Source organism: Micropruina glycogenica, assembly GCF_900289045.1.
In the GTDB taxonomy this organism is placed as follows: Bacteria; Actinomycetota; Actinomycetes; order Propionibacteriales; family Propionibacteriaceae; genus Micropruina; species Micropruina glycogenica.
On record NZ_LT985188.1, the window covers coordinates 3,404,071 to 3,422,914 of the forward strand.

At 69.2% G+C, this 18,844-nt stretch carries 14 protein-coding genes, 1 tRNA gene and 1 pseudogene; 8 read left to right on the forward strand and 8 right to left on the reverse strand.

Annotated features, from left to right (window positions below; translation table 11 throughout):
- Positions 1-300: 300 nt before the first annotated feature.
- On the reverse strand, positions 301-1,803 hold the full coding sequence (locus MPLG2_RS16030) for an amidohydrolase (RefSeq protein ID WP_105187013.1): 1,503 nt from the start codon (positions 1,801-1,803) through the stop codon (positions 301-303).
- Between the two features lie 18 nt (positions 1,804-1,821).
- Here MPLG2_RS16030 and MPLG2_RS16035 point away from each other — a divergent pair, with 18 nt between their 5' ends.
- The 8 genes from MPLG2_RS16035 to MPLG2_RS16070 all read left to right on the forward strand — a co-directional run bounded on the left by MPLG2_RS16035 (position 1,822) and on the right by MPLG2_RS16070 (position 12,443).
- Positions 1,822-3,309: a methyltransferase gene (locus MPLG2_RS16035; RefSeq protein WP_105187014.1), complete on the forward strand. Its 1,488-nt coding sequence runs from the start codon at positions 1,822-1,824 to the stop codon at positions 3,307-3,309.
- 305 nt (positions 3,310-3,614) lie between these two features.
- Positions 3,615-6,302 (forward strand): type I DNA topoisomerase, encoded by a 2,688-nt coding sequence (topA, locus tag MPLG2_RS16040; RefSeq protein WP_105187015.1) that lies wholly within the window; start codon positions 3,615-3,617, stop codon positions 6,300-6,302.
- 6 nt (positions 6,303-6,308) lie between these two features.
- Entirely contained in the window at positions 6,309-7,751 is a 1,443-nt protein-coding gene (locus MPLG2_RS16045; protein WP_105187016.1) for a hypothetical protein, read from the forward strand.
- Positions 7,748-8,383 (forward strand): dTMP kinase, encoded by a 636-nt coding sequence (gene tmk, locus MPLG2_RS16050; protein WP_105187017.1) that lies wholly within the window; start codon positions 7,748-7,750, stop codon positions 8,381-8,383. The genes MPLG2_RS16045 and tmk overlap by 4 nt, the downstream gene beginning before the upstream one ends.
- A complete protein-coding gene (locus MPLG2_RS16055) occupies positions 8,380-9,519 on the forward strand; it encodes a DNA polymerase III subunit delta' (protein WP_105187018.1) in 1,140 nt (379 codons plus the stop codon). Before tmk ends, MPLG2_RS16055 begins: the two co-directional genes overlap by 4 nt.
- Positions 9,520-9,872: 353 nt before the next feature.
- Positions 9,873-10,670 carry a DoxX family protein gene (locus MPLG2_RS16060; protein WP_105187019.1) on the forward strand — a complete coding sequence of 266 codons (798 nt, stop codon included), beginning with the start codon at positions 9,873-9,875 and terminating at the stop codon, positions 10,668-10,670.
- A 43-nt stretch (positions 10,671-10,713) separates the two neighbouring features.
- Positions 10,714-12,303: an alpha/beta hydrolase gene (locus MPLG2_RS16065; RefSeq protein ID WP_158681278.1), complete on the forward strand. Its 1,590-nt coding sequence runs from the start codon at positions 10,714-10,716 to the stop codon at positions 12,301-12,303.
- Positions 12,304-12,367: 64 nt separating this feature from the next.
- A tRNA-Thr gene (locus MPLG2_RS16070) sits at positions 12,368-12,443 on the forward strand.
- Positions 12,444-12,788: 345 nt separating this feature from the next.
- Here MPLG2_RS16070 and MPLG2_RS16075 read toward each other — a convergent pair.
- The 7 genes and pseudogenes from MPLG2_RS16075 to MPLG2_RS16095 form a co-directional block, all read right to left on the reverse strand.
- A complete protein-coding gene (locus MPLG2_RS16075; protein ID WP_105187021.1) occupies positions 12,789-13,865 on the reverse strand; it encodes a PLP-dependent cysteine synthase family protein in 1,077 nt (358 codons plus the stop codon).
- Between the two features lie 250 nt (positions 13,866-14,115).
- The gene (locus tag MPLG2_RS16080) at positions 14,116-15,096 is read right to left on the reverse strand and encodes an alcohol dehydrogenase catalytic domain-containing protein (protein WP_331826468.1); all 981 of its coding nucleotides are present in this window, start codon (positions 15,094-15,096) and stop codon (positions 14,116-14,118) included.
- Between the two features lie 89 nt (positions 15,097-15,185).
- Positions 15,186-16,256: an IS110 family RNA-guided transposase gene (locus tag MPLG2_RS16085; RefSeq protein ID WP_158680754.1), complete on the reverse strand. Its 1,071-nt coding sequence runs from the start codon at positions 16,254-16,256 to the stop codon at positions 15,186-15,188.
- A gap of 378 nt (positions 16,257-16,634) precedes the next feature.
- Positions 16,635-17,060, reverse strand: a complete 426-nt coding sequence (locus MPLG2_RS19550; RefSeq protein WP_231935695.1) for a (R)-mandelonitrile lyase — start codon at positions 17,058-17,060, stop codon at positions 16,635-16,637.
- Between the two features lie 23 nt (positions 17,061-17,083).
- Positions 17,084-17,542: a hypothetical protein gene (locus MPLG2_RS19555; protein ID WP_231935696.1), complete on the reverse strand. Its 459-nt coding sequence runs from the start codon at positions 17,540-17,542 to the stop codon at positions 17,084-17,086.
- 13 nt (positions 17,543-17,555) lie between these two features.
- A pseudogene (locus tag MPLG2_RS19895) lies at positions 17,556-18,116 on the reverse strand (MFS transporter); the annotation flags it as partial.
- Between the two features lie 296 nt (positions 18,117-18,412).
- Positions 18,413-18,739 carry an MmyB family transcriptional regulator gene (locus MPLG2_RS16095; RefSeq protein ID WP_158681342.1) on the reverse strand — a complete coding sequence of 109 codons (327 nt, stop codon included), beginning with the start codon at positions 18,737-18,739 and terminating at the stop codon, positions 18,413-18,415.
- Positions 18,740-18,844 lie beyond the last annotated feature (105 nt).

Sequence of the window (18,844 nt, forward strand, 5' to 3'; positions counted from 1 at the left end):
GGCAGCCCGGGATGACGGGGGTCGCGGCGCGTGAGGGATCCCGGGCGAGCCTGGTGTGATCGGGGGCTGGGGTGTCGGCTTCGAGATCCCGGGGCAAGCCCGGGATGACGGGGTGGCCGCGCGTGAGAGGAGCCTGGTGTGACGGGGGCGAGGGGTGCCGGCTTGGAGATCCCGGGGCAAGCCCGGGATGACGGAGTCCCGGGCGGGACTGGGCGACGCGGACGGCTGGAGTGACTTGGAGATCTCTTCAGCCATACCGAGTACCCGCACGAAACGCGACCCACGACGCGTGAGTGAAACTCAAGCGGCGTGCGTGACCCGTCCCGCGCACACCGTCAGGGCGGCACGGGTGGCCCTCAGCGAAGCGGCGGCGGCTGCCGAGTCGTCGCTGAGCGCCAGAGGATCGTGGTCGAGCAGCACCACGTCGCCCACGCCGCCCGTGACCAGTCGGCGGCCGTCCACCGAAGCGGCCAGCGCCTCAGGCGCCGTCAACGACTGCTCGGCGTGCCATCCCGGCCGCTCGTCACCGCTGCGATGCACGGCCGTCGCGATCGCCAGCCATGGGTCGAGCGCGGCCACCGGGGCGTCCGAACCCAGCGCCAACTCGACGCCGGCGTTCAGCATCGTGCGTAGTGGAAAGGCGTTCGATGCCCGTTCGCCCCATACCCGCTCGGTGAGGTCGCGGTCGTCCAACAGGTGCGCAGGCTGCACACTCGCCCGCACTCCCAACTGGGCCAGCCGCCGTACGTCGCTCGGCGTGATCAGTTGTGCGTGCTCGATCGATCCCCGCGCGCCGCTCGCCGCGAAGGCGTCGATGGCCACCTCGTTGGCGCGGTCGCCGATGGCGTGCAGTGCCACCTGCAGCCCCGCGTCCTTGGCCCGCGACAGCAACTCACGCAGTTCGTCGAAGGCGTAGTTCGACTGGCCGCACGGGTGCTCGGGGGTGGCTGGACGATCGGAGTACGGCTCACGCGTCCACGCCGTACGACTGCCCAGAGACCCGTCGGAGATGATCTTCAACGGCCCCATCGTCGCCAGCCCGCCGGTGCCGGGCAACGCGTCACCCGTGCGAAGCCCCAGCCCGATCACCTCGTCGAGTTGGTGCGGGTAGACGCCCGCGCGCACCCGCACCGCGTCGGCACCGGCCGCGAACCTGGCCGGCCAGTCGAGAAACGAGTTCTCGAACTCGAAATCGATCAGACCCGTCACCCCGATGGCCGCCAGAGCCGCCATCGGCTCGACGAAATCCGACGGCTCCGGCGCCGCGCCCGGCAGCTCGTCCAGTCGGCGCAGCAACTCGAACCACTCGTTCTCGCTCACCGGTCCAGACCGTCGCCGCACCCCCAGAAGGTCGAACGCCGCCGAGTTGAGCCACCCGTTGTGCGCATCGCCCGACACCAGCGCCACCGCCCGGCCCCGGCTCACCGCGTCGAGTTCGGCAACGGTGCCGGGTCGCGGCCAGCCGGCCGAGCGGTAGCCGAAGCCCAGCAACGTCCGCCCCGAAGCGACGTTCTCGACGGCGCCGGCCACCGCGGCCAGCACGCCTTCTGCTCGCGTCGCTGAACCCAGCGGCAGCATGCGCCCGGTGCGCACCCATTGCGCGGCGTGCACGTGGGCGTCCCACAAACCGGGAATGGCCCAGCGGCCTTCGCCCTCGACCACCTCGAGTTCGGCACTCGGCAACACGGGCCCGATCGCCTCGATGACCCCGGCCCGAATCGCCACGTCGATCGGCTCAGCCGACCCTTTCGAGCCGTCCAGATCGACCAGCCTGACCCGCCGCAGCAGCACCGAACCCGTCACCCGTGGAAGCCTAGTGCCGTGCTCGATCCAGACCTCGCCCGCGACCTGGCCGACCGGCTGCGCGACGCCGGCTACACCTACGACGGCGTCGCCGCCCGGCTCGGCCCCGAAGGCCTCGACGGGCTAGCGCGCAACTCGACCGTGCCGTCCGAAGCTGCTCTGCACGGCGCCCGCGACCCCCAGGCCACCCTGATTCGCGCGTTCGCGCTGCAACAGGTCGTCGAAGCCGACGCGTTGAAAGCCGTTCTGGGCCCGGCCGCCGACGCCCCTGAGCTGGTCGAACTCGACGGTGCTCGTGCTCGGGCCGCCGTCGAGCTGCGGCCCTACGACTTCGAGCATGCCGGGGGCACCCACAGCGGGTGGCTGGCGTCCGACCTCACCCCGACCCTGGACGGCCGGCTGGCCCGTCCCCGCGCCGACTTCGTGCTGGGCCTGTCGCCCGCCAGCATCACGCTGGCCCAGCTCACCATGCGCATGCCCGTCGACCGGGCCCTCGACCTGGGCGCCGGCTGCGGCGTTCAGGCGCTGCACCTGGCCACCCACGCAGCCCACGTGGTGGCCACCGACCTCAACCCGCGTGCCTGCGCCATGAGCCAACTGACCGCCGCCCTCAACGACGTACAGGTCGACGTGCGGCAGGGCTCGCTCTACGAACCCGTCGACGCCGACACTTTCGACCTGATCGTCACCAACCCGCCGTACGTGATGTCGCCGCCCACCGGCCGCCGCCTGGTGTACCGCGAGGGCGACCACACCGCCGACGGACTGATGCGCGCCGTGGTCACCGGCGCACCGACGCACCTCAACCCCGGTGGCGCCCTGCAGGTGCTCGGCAACTGGGCGATCACCGCCGATCAGCCCTGGCAAGACCGCCTCGCCGACTGGATCGCACCGACCGGATGCGACGCCATGGTGCTGCAGCGCGAACGCCTCGACCCTTACGAGTACATCGAACTGTGGCTGGCCGACGCCGGGCTGACCGGCACCCCCGAGTACGCCCCCCGCTACGCCGAATGGGCCGCCTACTTCACTCAGCTGGGCATCGTGGGCGTCGGCATGGGCTGGCTCACGCTTTACCACGAACAACGGGACGACCCGTCGCTCACCTTTGAGGAGTGGCCGCACCAGGTGCACCAACCGGTCGGCCCCGCCTTCGCGGCCCACCCGGCAGCACTGACCGCCGCCCGGCAGCCCGACGCGGCCCTACTGGCCGCCACCCTCGTGGTGGCCGACGACGTCACCCAAGAAACCCTCGGACGCCCCGGCGCCGCCGAACCCGACCACATCGTGTTGCGTCGCAGCACCGGCTTCGGGCGGGCCGCCGAGGTCGACACCGGCCTGGCCGCGGTGGTCGGGGCCTGCGACGGCGACCTGCCGGTGGGGGTGCTGATCGGGGCCGTCGCCGACCTGCTCGACGTCGACGCGGACGCCCTGATCCCCGACCTGTTGCCCCGCCTGCGCCGGCTGATCGAGCAGGGCTATCTGGTGCCGACGGTCGGCCTCTGAGATCCCGGCGTGCGCCGGGATGACGCAGTGGGGCGCGTTGTTGGTGGAGCGTGTGGAGACCCCCGCCTGAGGTTTCGACACGCTCAACCAGCGAGTCGGCGGTTCTCTGAGATCCCGGCGTTCGCCGGGATCACACAGTGGGTCCGTTGTTGGTGGTTCGGCGAGGGCGCGCGCCCACATGCCTGGGTAAATGCTGTGCAACGCGCAGGATTTGGCCCCTGGTGGTTGAGCCGCCGACCTTTGTGGCTACCATTCCCACCGGGGGGCCCTGCCCTCGAACCCTTAACCGCACTAGAGAGATATCCGTGGCAACAGCAGGCTTCAAGGCGCTGGTGATCGTCGAGTCACCGGCCAAGGCGACCAAGATCGCGAGCTTCCTCGGCAACAGCTATGTCGTCGAGTCGAGCCGCGGCCACGTGGCCGACCTGCCCACCGGCGCGTCCGAGGTGCCCGCCAAGTACAAGGGCGAGAAGTGGGCACGCACCGGCGTCAACGTCGACAACGACTTCGAGCCGCTCTACGTGGTGCAGGCCGACAAGAAGGGCACCATTCGCGACCTCAAGGCCAAACTCGCCACCGCCGATGAACTGCTGCTCGCCACCGACGAAGACCGCGAGGGCGAGGCGATCGCCTGGCACCTGCTGCAGCAGTTGAAGCCCAAGGTGCCGGTGCGTCGCATGGTGTTTCACGAGATCACCCCCCAGGCCATCGCCGAAGCCGTGGCCAACCCGCGCGAACTCGACATCGACCTGGTCGACGCCCAAGAGACCCGGCGCATTCTCGACCGGCTCTACGGCTACGAGGTCAGCCCGGTGCTGTGGAAGAAAGTCATGCCGCGCCTCTCGGCCGGCCGGGTGCAGTCGGTCGCGACCCGGCTGGTGGTCGACCGCGAGCGCGAGCGCATCGCGTTTCGCGCCGCCTCGTACGCCGGCATCGAAGCCGTGCTGAACGCCGGTGAAGACGCCGAGCCGTCCACCTTCGGCGCCACCCTGCAGCAGGTCAGCGACCTGCGCGTCGCCTCGGGCCGCGACTTCGACGCCCAGGGCAACCTGACCGGCAAGGGGCTGCTGCACCTGTCGAGCGATCAGGCCGAAACCCTGGCCGAGGCGTTGAAGACCGCCGGCTACGCGGTGGCTTCGGTCGAGGCCAAGCCGTACACCCGCCGTCCGTACGCACCCTTCCGCACCACCACCCTGCAGCAGGACGCGGGCCGCAAACTCGGCTTCACCGCTGAGCGCACCATGCGGGTGGCGCAAGACCTGTACGAGCGCGGCTTCATCACCTATATGCGAACCGACTCGGTGACCCTGTCGGCCACCGCCATCAACGCCGCCCGCGCCCAGGTGAAGCAACTGTTCGGGGGGCAGTACCTGCCCGACCAGCCGCGCATCTACACCTCGAAGGTCAAGAACGCCCAAGAGGCGCACGAAGCCATCCGGCCCGCGGGCGAGAACTTCGCCACACCGACCCAGACCGGCCTGGCCGGCGACGGGTTCCGCCTCTACGAACTGATCTGGAAGCGCACCCTCGCCTCACAGATGAAGGACGCCGTCGGCGAGACCGTCACGGTGCGCATCGGGGCCACCCTGCCGCAACGCCTCGCCATCACCGACGCCACCACCGGCGAGATCGTCGAAACCGGACGCTGCACGTTCGGCGCCTCGGGCCGCACCATCACGTTCGCCGGCTTTCTCAAGGCCTACGTGGTCGGTGTCGACGACGACGAGACGTCCGACGACGCCCAGGCCCGGCTGCCGCAGTTGGTCGCCGGCGCTCCGCTGACCGCCGACGAGGTGAAGGCGGTCGCGCACGACACCCGCCCGCCGGCCCGTTACACCGAACCGTCGCTGGTGGCGAAACTCGAAGAACTCGAGATCGGCCGGCCCAGCACCTACGCCTCGATCATTCGCACCATCACCAGCCGCGACTACGTGTTCAAGAAGGGCTCGGCGCTGGTGCCCACCTGGCTGGCGTTCGCCGTCACCCGGCTGCTCGAAGAGCACTTCCCCAAGCTGGTCGACTACACCTTCACCGCTGCGCTCGAAGAGACCCTGGACGACATCGCCAATGGCCAGGCCGCCCGGCTGCAGGTACTCAACGACTTCTATTTCGGGCCGGACGGCAGTTCGCACGAGGGCCTGCACACCCTGGTGAACGAACTGGGCGAGATCGACGCCCGTGAGCTGTCGACCCACCCGCTGGGCGAGTCGGGCATCAACGTGCGGGTCGGCCGCTACGGCACCTACGTCGAAGACGCAGCTGGCCGCCGGGCCAACGTGCCCGAAGACCTTCCCCCCGACGAACTCACCGCCGACTACGCCGAACAGTTGCTCGAACAGCCCGTCGGCGAAGAGCGCGAGCTGGGCACCGACCCCGACACCGGCCTGCCGGTGGTGGCCAAGAACGGCCGCTACGGCCCCTACGTCACCGAGGTGCTGCCCGAGGATTCGCCCAAGGGCGCCAAGCCGCGCACCGGGTCGCTGTTCGCCTCCATGAGCCTCGACACCGTGACCCTGGCCGACGCGCTCACCCTGATGAGCCTGCCGCGGGTGGTGGGCACCGCCGCCGATGGCGTCGAGATCACCGCCCAGAACGGCCGCTACGGCCCGTACCTGAAGAAGGGCACCGATTCGCGCTCGCTCACCAGCGAGGAGCAGATCTTCACCATCACGCTGCCCGAGGCCGAGGCGATCTACGCCCAGCCGAAGACCCGTGGCGGTGCCCGGGCGGCCGCAGCGCCGCTGAAAGAGTTGGGCAACGACCCGGCCACCGGCAAGCCGATGCTGATCAAAGACGGACGCTTCGGCGCCTACGTCACCGACGGCGAGGTGAACGCCACCCTGCGCAAGGAGGATTCGGTCGAGGCCATGACGGCCGATCGGGCCGCCGAACTGCTGGCCGAGAAGCGCGCCAAGGGGCCCGCGCCGAAGCGCAGCACCCGTCGGACGGCCACCCGCAGCACGTCCAAGCGGGCACCCGCCAAGCGGAAGTAGTGGTCAATGCCCGGCGGTGAGGTGCTGCGGTTCGACCTGCCCCCCACGGCGGCGGTCGCGAACCTGACCGGCGCGGCCACCGGCATTCGGCGCATGGTCGCCCGACCGCCCGCCGAGTCGACCGCCACCGTCATCGACACCGCCGACCACCGGCTGCTCGACTGGGGTATCGAGCTGTCACGCATCGTCGAAACCGGTCAGTGGGTGTTGCGCGCCCCCGGCTGGGTGCCGCCGCTGCAGGCCGAGACGGTCTCGCCCCAGGCCGAAGACGAGTTGCCGCCCGAATTGGCCGACGTGCTGGTGCCGTTTCGGCGGGGCGGCATTCTGGGCCCCAAACTCAAGGTCGAAACGCTGCGCCGCCGGTTCTCGCTGGCCGGCGACGACGGCGTGCCGTTCGGCGAACTCACCGACGAACGACACCGGGTACTGAGCCACGCCGGTCAGGTGACCTCGTACCGCGACGTCACCCTGCGCATTCCCGCCCCGAGTGTTGACCAGGTGCAGGCCATCACCGCCGCCTTCGTCGCCGCCGGCGGCACCGTGGTCGACGGCTTCGCCACGCTGGCGTCGCGGCTCGGGCTCGCGCACCAAAGCCAACGGCGCAGCGCGCTGTCGGCCAGGGCCCCGATCGAAGAGTTCGTGGCGGCCCAGTTCGAGTCGCGCTGGCGACGCCTGCTGCTGGCCGATCTCGCCGCGCGCACCGGCTCGGGCGACGACGCGGCGCTGCGCGAGGGCGTCCAGGCCGTGGGTGTCGAACTGGCCGGCTTGGAGCCCCTGCTGCAGTCGGCCTGGGTGCACGAGGCCGAGCAGCGTGCCGCGACCGCGGCCGAGTCGACCCGCCCCTTGCAGCACACCGTGCGCTGGCTGCGCCTGTTGGACGTCGTGGCGCAGGGCGCTACCGCTCCGCCGCTGGGACCGGTGGCCGGCCGCATCACCGGCCCGGTCTTGGCGCAGGAACTCGAGGCGTTGGTGCAGACGGTGCTCGACCAGTGCCGCACGCTCGCACCCTATTCGGACGACGCTCGCTGGGTGCGTGCCCGCCAGGTGACCGCCCGCGCCCTCGCCCTGAGCACGCTGGCCAGGGACGTGTTCGGCAAGCCCGCCAAACAGTTGCGCAGGTGCCTCGAGCCGGTGGTGGACGCGCTGTCGGGCACGATCAGGCCCGACCCGGCGTCGCTGACCCGCGACTTGCACAACTTGAGCACCGCCGAGGTGTTCGAGGCCGGCCGCGCCTACGAACGCACGGTGCTGACCGTCGACTACGAACGGCAGAACTTCGTGCGTGACTGGCCGGCCTGGGGCGAGCGTGTGCGCGCACGGATGATCCGCCCCCGGGTGCCGCACGTACGTCCGACGCCGGTCGAGCCGTTGGTCGAGCCTGTCGAGACCCACGATCCGCCGGTCGAGCCCGTCGAGACCCCCGAGCCACCCCAGCGGGGGGCCCGGTGACCGGCCTGTTCGTGGTGTTCGAAGGCGGCGACGGCGTCGGCAAGAGCACCCAGACCAAGCTGCTCGCCGAGTGGGCGACGGGCCAGGGGCTGGACGTCAGGGTCACGTTCGAACCGGGCGACACCGCCGCGGGGCAGTTGATTCGGCGCATCGTGCTCGACCCCGCCACCGGCGAGCTCGACCCCCGCGCCGAGGCCCTGCTGTACGCCGCCGACAAGGCCCATCACCTGTACGAGGTGGTGCGGCCGGCGCTGGCGCGCGGCGAACTGGTGATCTGCGACCGCTACGTCGACTCGATGCTGGCCTACCAGGGCGCCGGCCGGGTGCTCGATCTGGACGAGGTGGCCGGCATCGCCCGCTGGGCCACCGACGGACTGGTGCCCGACCTCACCGTGCTGCTCGACCTGGAGCCCGAGCACGCCGTCGGCGCCATCGCCGAACCCGACCGGCTCGAACAGGCCGGCGCCGACTTTCATCAGCGGGCGCGGCGGTTCTTTCTCGACCTCGCCGCCTCGGACCCGTCCCGCTACCTGGTGCTGCCGGCGCGCGACCCGATCGAACGCATCGCCGAGCAGGTGCGGCACCGCGTGCAGCAGGAGTTGTCGGCGCAAGCTGGCAAGATCGACCCGTGAGCGTGTGGGCCGACCTGGTGGGGCAGCAACGGGTGGTCGACGTGCTGCGCCGGGCCGTTGCCGGCGGGCCGCACGCCATGTCGCACGCGTGGCTGATCACCGGCCCGCCCGGCTCGGGGCGATCGAACGCTGCCCGTTCGTTCGCCGCCGCGTTGCAGTGCGAAAACGGTGGCTGCGGCACCTGCAACAACTGCCGAACGGCGTTGTCGGGGGCCCATCCCGACGTCACCTTGGTGCGTACCGAGCAGCTCTCGATCGGCGTCGATGAGGTGCGCGAACTCGTTCGCCGCGCCGCCATGTCACCCAGGCTGGGCCGCTACCAGGTGCTGGTGGTCGAAGACGCCGACCGGGTCACCGAACGGGGCGCCGACGCACTGCTCAAGAGCATCGAAGAGCCGGCCCCGCGCACGGTCTGGTTGCTCTGCGCACCGACGCCGGACGACGTCGTGGTCACCATCAGGTCACGCTGCCGCGCCGTGCACCTGTCAACGCCCAGCAACGCCGCGGTGGCCGAGTTGCTGGTGCGGCGCGACGGGGTGCCGTCCGAGCTCGCGGCGTTCGCGGCACGGGTCGCGCAGGGGCACATCGGCCGGGCCCGCATGCTGGCTCGGCACGAACCCGCCCGCATTCGCCGGGCCGAACTGCTCAAGCTGCCCAGCCGGCTGGTCAGCCTGCCCGACTGCCTCACGGCGGCGGCCAATCTGGTCGAGGCCGCCGGCGAAGAGGCGGCCGCCACCACCACCGAACTCGACGCCCGCGAGCGGGCAGAACTGTCAGAGGCCCTCGGGTTCGGGGCCAAGGGCGCTCGCCCGCGCAACGCGCAGGCCGCCCTGCGCGAGCTCGAAGACCAGCAGAAGGCGCGCGCCAAGCGGCTGCAGCGTGACGCGCTCGACCGGGTGCTCACCGAGCTCACCACGTACTACCGCGACGTGTTCTGCGTGCAGTCGGGGGCCACGAAAGACCTGATCAACGCCGAGTTGCGGCCCGAGATCGAGGCCATGGCCGCACGCGATGCGCCCGAACGCACGTTGCGCCGCATCGACTCGATTCTCGAGTGCCGCACCGCACTGGAGGGCAACGTGGCCCCGCTGCTGGCCATGGAATCGCTGATGATCGGGCTGGCCGTCTCTGTGTGAGCTGAGCCGTCGGCCCTGGCGCTGCGGACGCCCTGGTGCGTGCTCAGTGTCGTTGGTTCGAGCCCGTCGAGATCCTGTTAGGTCGGTGGTCGAGCCTGTCGAGACCACTGTTGCGGCCACGGTTTCGACAAGCTCAACCAACGGGCCCGCTGCAGTGCTCTCAGTCGTTGGTCGAGCCTGTCGAGACCGCTCATGGCTAGGGGTTTCGACACGTTCAACCAACGGATGATGCGTGGATCCGTGAACTTCTAGCTGCGCGCGGACTCAGCAAGGATCAGCAGCGCTGCGTGTCGGTCGGCGGCGGGGCAGAGGCCGACAGGCACGATGGAACTCAACCCGTGCGGAGGAGAACCATGACCCACACCGTTGAAGACGAGCAGACCATGCACCAAGGTGGCGAACAGTCGCGCACGCCGCGGCTGCCCGAGCCGCCGAGCTTCGACGACAGTGCCGACGAGCGCACCCGGGTGCAGCCCGCCGTTGCGGCTGCCGTCGAGGCCGACCCGCCCACGCAGCAACAGCCCGTCGTGCCCGACGACGCGATCTTCCGCGCGCAGAGCGTCAGCACCCCGAGCGAGTTGTCGCCCGAAGAGGCCAAATTGGCCGCCGAACGGGCGGCACGACGTGAGGCGCGTACGCAGGCGCTGGCGCAGCCCGACGTGCGCACGATCGCCACGCCCGAACCGGTGGTGGTCACCCGCCGCACCACAGACCGCTTTATCGGCGCGTTCGCCCTGTTCGGGCTGCGCCTGGTGGTGGCCGCGATCATGGCGATTCGTGGTCTTGAGATCGTCACCAACCTGCCCGCGGCAGAGGCGCTGTTCGCCACCACGATCATTCCCGAGCCCCGCATCACGGCGATGGTCACCGGTGGTGCCGCCCTGGCGATCGCGGTTGCGCTCGTGTTCGGCCTGCTCACCCGCGTGGCCGGCCTGGGCGTGTTGTTGATCGCCAGCGGGGCGCTCGCCTTCGTGCAGTGGGGCTTCTGGAGCCCGTTCGTGCCCGGCCGCTCCGGTTTCATCGGCGAACTCGAACTGCTGCTCGCCGCCGTCGGACTGGTGTTTCTCTGCGTCGGTGGAGGCGGGTTCAGCCTCGACCGCAGCTTCCGCAAGAGCCGCGAGAAGGACCGGCTGCTCGACCAGGGCCTGTGAGCCTGGCCCCCGTCCGGTTGTCGCGGTTGGCTAGATTGTGCGCGTGCGCACTCTTGGTCGCTGGGCGGTCGCAACGCTGGCGTTGGCGCTTCTGGCGGCCTGCGTGCCGCAACAGACGCCCAGCCCGTCCGCGCCCGCCCCGAGCCCGTCGGCCACCGCCGCGGTGCCGTCCGGCGAGGTGATCGACGTGTCGCTGGTGCCGAACCTCGAGGTCGACCGGCCCACCTCGACCGACTCGAACGCTCAACCGGCGGGCTTCGAAGACGCGCCGAAGGGCGGCCTGGCCGGCTACACCAAACAGCAGCTCGACTGGAGCACCTGCGGCGGCAAGTACGAGTGCGCCGAGGTGTTGGCCCCGCTCGACTACGCCAACCCCGACGACCAGGCGATCACGTTGGCCCTGGCGAAGAAGGCCGCGACCAAGTCGCCCAAGCTCGGCACCCTGTTCGTCAACCCGGGCGGCCCCGGGGGGTCCGGACGCAACCTGGTCACCTACTTCGCCTCGACCGGCCTGGAGCAGTACGACATCGTGGGGTGGGACCCGCGCGGCACCAACGCCTCCACCCCGGTGAAGTGCTTCGACGACGAAGAGACCCAGGCGTTCACCGAACTCGACAGCTCACCCGACGACCCCGCCGAAACCGAGGCGCTGATCGTCGGCACCTGGCAGTTCGCCCAGTCGTGCCGCGAGCACAGCGGCGCCCTGCTCGACCACATCTCGACCGTCGACACGGTGCGCGACCTCGACCTGCTGCGCCAACTGGTGGGCGATGAGAAGCTCACCTTTCTGGGGTACTCCTACGGCACCCAGATCGGCTCGTACTACGCCGACGTGTTTCCCCAACAGGTCGGACGCCTGGTGCTCGACGCCGCCGTCGACATCACCGACGACGACTCGGTGATTCAGGCCATGGGCTTCGACCTGGCGCTGGGCAACTTCGCGGCCTGGTGTGCGCGGCAGAAGTGCAGCCTCGGGTCGTCCAAACAGGCGGTGCTGAAAACGATCACCGACTTCTTCGACGAACTCGACGCCACCCCGCTGAAGGTTGGCGACCGGCCGCTCACCCAGACCATCGCGGTGAGCGGTGTGGCCGCCTACCTGTACGGGGGCATTCCGGCCTGGAGAACCCTGTCGAACGACCTCAAGTCGGCCCTGGCAGGCGACGGCACGCGGCTGCTCAAGGCGTCCGACCGGCTCAACGACCGCAACGAAGACGGCACGTTCGGGTCGCTGTTCTACTCGTTCCCCGCGATCGGTTGTGCCGACGGCTACGACAAGGGCGTGGTCGAGGCCGAGCAACGCTGGGTGATCGATCAGCAGAAGGCGCCGATTTTCGGCACGTACTTCGGCCCCGGCTACACCTGCCCGCTGTGGACGGCGCGCAGCACGATTCAGTTCAAACCCACCGGCTCGGGCGCCGCGCCGATCGTGGTGGTGGGTGCCACCGGCGACCCGGCGACCCCGTACCAGAGCGCCGTCACCATGGCCAAGCAGCTCGAGTCGGGGGTGCTGGTCACCTACGCGGGCGAGGGGCACGGCACGTTCGGCGGCAAGTCCACCTGCGTCGACCGGTTGGTGATCGACTACCTGGTCAACGGCACCGTGCCCACCGACGGGGTCAAGTGCCAGTAGGCCGCCGAATCGCGTCGGTGCTGAGGCCTGCCCTATAGTTGGACGGCGCCGGTGCGTCCGGCAGGCCGCCTTAGCTCAGTTGGCAGAGCGATTCACTCGTAATGAATAGGTCTGGGGTTCGACTCCCCAAGGCGGCTCCAGAGTTCGGCGGCCATACACCCCTCACGCCGACCGATCCCGTCGCGTGAGCCCGCCTCTCCACGAGCCGAGCCCGCGTCCAAACACCTGCGTCACCGTGGCCGTCGAGTCAGGCCCGTCGAGATCCGTCCTGTGGTGATTTGTGTGAGCGTCGCGATCGGTTGTGTGCGCTTGTCGACCGGCCGCTTCAAACGCGCAGTGCGCGAGGCCTGAACGGGCGCTACACACTCTGCGGTAGCGACACCCCTTGGGTCTGGGTCACCTACACCGACGGCAAGGTCAGCGGCATCTGGGTGGAGCGAGGTCGTCCGGCATCGCGGTGCAGTCGAGCCCGAATCGACTCTTCGTCAGAGGTGATAGCCGGGGGTCGAGAGCGAGATGGCCAGCTCATCGTCGGTCATGTCGGCGGGAATGTCGTCGAACAACGGGGCCGACAGGTACCGCTCGCCGGTGTCGGGCAGCATGGCCAGGATCACCGAGCCCGGCTCGGCCTGCTCGGCCACCTGACGCGCCACCGCGAACGTGGAACCGCCCGACACCCCGGTGAAGATGCCCTCCTTCGCGGCCAGTTCGCGTGCCCAGCGCATGCCTTCGGCGCCCGCCACCGGCACCACCTCGTCGAACAGGTGCTCGTCGATCGCCTCTTGCAGCACCTTCGGAATGAAGTCCGGCGTCCAGCCCTGAATCGGGTGGGGCTCGAACGCCGGATGGCTGGACGCGGGCGCGCCTTCCGGCGTCCGCTCTTGCGGGGTTCCGCTGCCCAACAGCTGAGCGTTGGCCGGTTCGGACAGCACGATGCGCACCTCTGGACGTTCTTTGCGCAATACCCGGCCGATGCCGGTCACGGTGCCTCCGGTGCCGTAGCCGGTGACGAAGCAGTCCAGCCGTGAGCCCGCGAAATCGTTGACGATCTCGCGTGCGGTGGTGGCCTCATGAATGTCGGCGTTGGCTTCGGTCTCGAACTGGTGCGCCAGGAACCAGCCGTTGGCTTCGGCGAGTTCGACCGCCTTCTGGTACATGCCGAACCCCTTCTGCGCGCGCGGAGTCAGCACCACCTTGGCGCCGAGCATGCGCATCAGGCGCCGACGCTCGATCGAGAAGCTGTCGGCCATGGTGACCACCAGCGGGTAGCCCTTCTGTGCGCACACCATCGCCAAGCCGATTCCGGTGTTGCCGCTGGTCGCCTCCACGACGGTTTGGCCCGGAGCGAGGGTGCCGCGGCGCTCCGCGTCCTCGATGACGCTGATCGCGAGCCGATCCTTCACCGAGGACAGCGGGTTGAAGAACTCGGCCTTGACGTAGATGGTGACCCCGTCGACACCGATATTGTTGACCCTCACCGCAGGCGTGTCACCGACAGTCTCGAGAATGCTCTCGTACAGTCGCCCTCGCCCCTGCGTGGTTCTGGTCGTCGTCGATGCCATGAAGACTCCCTTCGTCGAGCACGTGATGGCTCACCGTGTGGAGTCCACATTTACCGACTGCACGACCGAAATGATGTAAGCAGTCTTGCCCACCCGAGGCCGTGACTCGACCACCCTGCAGCAACAAATGCTTGTCACGTCTCGCTGGTCGAGCGTGTCGAGACCGCGTGTGGCCAGGGGTTTCGACACGCTCGACCAGCCGGGTCGGTTCAGGGCCGGATCATCACCTTCAGGGCCTCACGGTCGTCCATCAACCGGTAGCCCTCGGCGGTCTGGTCGAGCGGCAGCACCCGGTCGAAGACCAGGCCCGGGTTGATCGTGCCGTCGAGCACCTGGGGGATGGCCTGTTCCAGATAGGCCCGGACGGGCGCCGGGCCGCCGGTGAGAGTGATGTTGCGCCGAACAGGCTGGCGAAGCCGACCGGCGCCTCGTCGTACTGCGGCACGCCGACCCGGCTGATCACGCCGCCGGCGCGCACGACGGCGACCGACTGGTCATAGGCGGGGCGGTGCCCAACAGCCTCGAGCACCACGTGGCTGCCCTCGCCGCCGGTCAGTTCCCGCACCTGGGCGATGCCGGTCTTGCCACGCTCGGCCACCACGTCGGTGGCGCCGTACCGGCGGCCGAGATCGGTGCGGTCGGTGTGGCGTCCCATCAAGATGATGCGCTCGGCACCCATGGTCTTGGCGGCCAGCACCGCCGACAACCCGACCGCTCCGTCGCCCACCACGGTGACGGTCTGGCCGGGCTGCACCTTGGCCATGAAGGCGGCGTGGTAGCCGGTCAGGTACACGTCCGACAGGGTGAGTAGTGACTTCAGGGTGGCCTCGTCGTCGGTGGCCTCGGTGACCACCAGCGTGCCGTCGGCCTGGGGAACCCGCACGTACTCGGCCTGGGCGGCGCTGAAGAACCCGCCGTGCGGGCAGGCGGTCTGAAAGCCGTCGCGGCAGATCGGGCAGGTGTTGTCAGCCCAGGCGAACGGGCTGATCACGAAGTCGCCCTTCGTCACCTTCTGCACCTCAGAGCCGACCTCTTCGACCACACCGATGAACTCGTGACCCATGGTCTGGCCCGCCGAGTCGGGGGTCATCGAGTGGTAGGGGTGCAGGTCGGAGCCGCAGATGCAGGCCCGGACGACCCGCACGATCGCGTCGGTCGGTTGCTTGATGGTGGGCTCGGGACGGTTCTCGACCCGTACGTCGCCGGGACCGTACATGACTGTTGCGCGCATGGAGGGGATGCTCCTTTGTTTGTTGGATTCGGATGGTCGAGCTTGTCGAGACCTGGATTTGTTGTTGGGTTCCGGTGGTCGAGACGCTTCTATGTCTTGTCAAGGGTGGTCGTGTTGAGGTGTCGGAAGATTTGGCGGGCGATGTAGCGCTTGAGGCAGCGTCGGATTCGGGGTTTGGTTTGGCCTTGCTGTTTGCGTTTCTTGACGTAGGCCTTGGTGGTTTCGTCGTGTCGCATGCGGGTGTTCGCGATGGAGTTCAGGGCTGAGTTGAGTTGTCGGTCGCCGGTGCGGTTGAGGCGATGATCCTTGGAGTTGCCCGAGGAGATCTCCAGGGGGCAGACGCCGCCGATCTTGGCGAAGCCGGCTTCGTCATGGATGCGGCCGGGGTGAGACCAGACGGCGAGCACAATGGCGGCGTTGATGGGTCCGAGGCCGGGCAGGTCGAGCAGGGTTGGTTCGAGTTCACGCACGAGGGCGTTGATGGCTTTCTCGTTGCTGTCGAGGTCGGCGTCCAGGGTGTGGATGCGGGTGGCGAGGCGGTGCGCTTCGGTGCGGGCGATCCGGGCCAGGGTGGTGTCGGTGGGCCGCTTGCGCCAGCCCGCAATGAGGCTGATGTGGACCTTGTTGATTCCCTTGCGGGCATCGATGTCGAGGTTGTGGGTGCGTAGCAGCGCGGTGAGCTGGTTCTTGGAACGGGTCCGGTCGCGTCGCATGCTGTCGCGGGCGGTGAGCAGGATCTGCAGCGCGGCACGGGTATGGCCGGCGCGTCGGTCGGCGAGCCGTTCGCTGTCCTTGGGTAACGCGCCGCGGGCAGCGACCAGGGCATCGATGTGGTCGTTCTTGCCGCTGCCACGAGCCCGTTTCGGCGAGGGTGCGTCGACGACCCGGTAACCGCGTGCGGCGAGCAGCTCGGCTGCCTGGGCGCCGTAACTGCCGGTGCCTTCCATGCTGATCAGCACCTGGTCGACAGCTGGGTTGTCGTCAACACTGGTGCGGCGGCTGATCCAATCCACGGCCCGCAACAAGCCCGCGGCATGGGTGGGGAACTTCCCGTGGGTGATCTGGCCGCCGCTACGGGTCTCCACGATCGCGTAATGATGAGTGGCGGCGTGGGTGTCCACACCCACCACATAGGTGTAGGTATCTGCAACGATGGCCATCGGTGTCTGAGCCTCCTGTTTTCGGGATGTTGGGCATCGAGCCGGTCGAACCGGCGCGGCCATCCCGGGGAAAGAGTCACCCGTGGCGTTACTGTGATCGGTCACCCCGCCAAAGCGGTGGGACGGGCTTCTATCAGGCCAACGAGTGGGCCGGGATGGTCGGCCGGTTCTCCGTGCACGAGCCGGACAGATCTCGACCAAGACACCCCGCACAATTGCGGACGGTCAGCTTGTCGAAGGGTCACGACCCGCACACGAACAACCGGTCCCACCACCCTGCCAGCTAGCCCCAGGCCAGCCACCACCAACTCTCACAGCTTGTCGAGACCTCGTTCGGTCTGGAGTTTCGACCAGCTCAACCCGCTCGATTGAGGTCGTTCAGTCGGTCAGCTGTACGGCCGCGATGCTCATCGCCCGGGCGTACTCGGCGTCGTCCACCGGCTCCAGCCAGGTGGTCGGGTCGGTCTCGCCGTCGCGCTCGAGCATGGCCAGGTGGCACATCATGCGGCCCTCCAGGGCGCCGTGCCAGTGGTCCTCGCCGCCGGGCGTCCAGACGGTGTCGCCGGCGGTGATGGTGATCACGGTGCCGTCGCGGGTGACCACCACGCCGGTGCCGTCGGTGCCGTGCAGGCATTGGCCCAGCGCGTGCCGGTGCCAGTGCGTGCGGGCGCCGGGGGTGAACCGCACCAGGGTCGCCGACATGCGTGACGGGTCGGTGCCGGAGTAGATCGGCGAGCCGTACACGTCGCCGGTGAACCAGGACCCGGGGCCCTTGAAGGTGTCTTTCACGGGCAGCTTCTCCATGATTTTCCTCTCTGCGACGCCGTTCAGGCGCCGGACGGGTTGCGGGCGAAGACGAGGGTGATCGCGGTCGCGACGAGGGCGAGAACCCCGTAGCCGAACGCGATGGTGACGGTGGGCAGCACGTGCGACAGTTGGCCGGCGATGATGCTGGGCACCATCGCGCCGGTGTAGCAGGCCAGGTAGATGGCGGCCATCAGCGACGGACGCTCGGCCGCGGTCGACCCCAGCAGCAGGGCGCGCATGCTGGCGCTGACACCCATACCCTGGCCCACACTGGCAACGATCGTGGCCGTCGTCATCACCACGACCGAGGTGGTCACGAGGGCGACCAGAATGCCGGTCACGCCCACGACGAAGACGACCATGCCGAGGCGTTGGGCGGTGGCGGGCAACAGCCGTCCGACCAGGGGAGCGCCCGCCACGCTGGGTGCCATGTAGGCGGCGAACAGCAGCGAGACCACCAGCGCGTTGTCGCTGTGCAAGCGCCAGCAGCGCGGCCATCGCGACGTAGACCCACACCCGCGCGCCGGGCACATACTGCACCAGGGCGCCTGAGATCACCGAACCGATGGTGAGGCCGAGCATCGGTGCCTGCGAGGTCACCACGCCGGCCACCCATGCGGGACGGTCGGGGGCCGAGTCGGCGATGTAGCTGGTCAGTGCACTGGACGCCAGGCCCGCTCCGACACCCATCAGAAACCGGCCGGCGACCAGGGCGCCCAGGCCGGTGACGTCCAGCAGCACCAGGCTGCCGGCGATCATCGTGAGCAGGGTGGCCAGGCCGACGGGGCGGCGTCCGAGGTGGTGTGCCAGCCGGCCCAGGCAGAGCAGGGCGATGATGGTGCCGGCGAAGTAGGCCACCACGCTCAGCGACAGGTCGGCGGTGGTCAGCCCGTTCTCGGCGCGGTACACGTTGAACACCGGCACCGGCGCGGCGGACGCTGCGAACACCGCCACCAGCGAGGCGGACGCGACCACGAAGGTGCGGCGCAGTGCGTCGGACGTGGGCGCGGTCGGGTTCCGGCCTGACGACGGGGCGGTCACTGCGGAAGGCACGTTTCTCCAGATTGATCGATTGACTCCATCCTGCGGCCGATCGGCGGGCTGAGGAAGGTACAGCCTGTACCCCCCAGCCGGGAATAGGTCGTGTGGGCGGACAAGAGATCCCGGCGTCCGCCGGGACGACGGGTGACCGGGATGACGGGTTCTTGGCGGTAGTTGGGGACGGTTCCTTATTGCGCGCCACGTGTCGTTCGACCACCAGATGTAGTGCCGAACCCGCTGGTTGAGCTTGCCGGACCACCAACGAGGTCTCGACAAGGTCGGTCTCGACCCAGCTCGACCTGCGTCGGTCAGGGGTTCAGCAGCCGGGCCAGGCGCTCGGACGACTCCGCGTCGTCGGCCGCGGTGTAGACGACGATGCGGATGCGGTCGTGACCGATCGGCTGCAGGCCCTGAAAATCGATCGCCAGCCGGCCCACCTGCGGATGGTTCAGCACCCGAGTGCCGAACTGCTGAAACGCGACGTGATGGCTGTCCCAGCCCTCGGCGAACTCGGCGCTGCGGGCCCTCAGCCGCTCGACCATACTCGACACCAGCCGGTTGCCCCGCTCGCGGGCCAGCGCGTTGCGCAGGTACTCATGCCCACTCCTTGCGCACCCACCTGTCGACGCCGAGATCCGGTGTCGAGGCGAAGACCAACGAGCCCCACCGTATGACCCAGTGACTCGGCGGCTCGGTGAATCGGCGAAGCGAGCAGGACGTCACGGGGCGGGTGTCGCTCG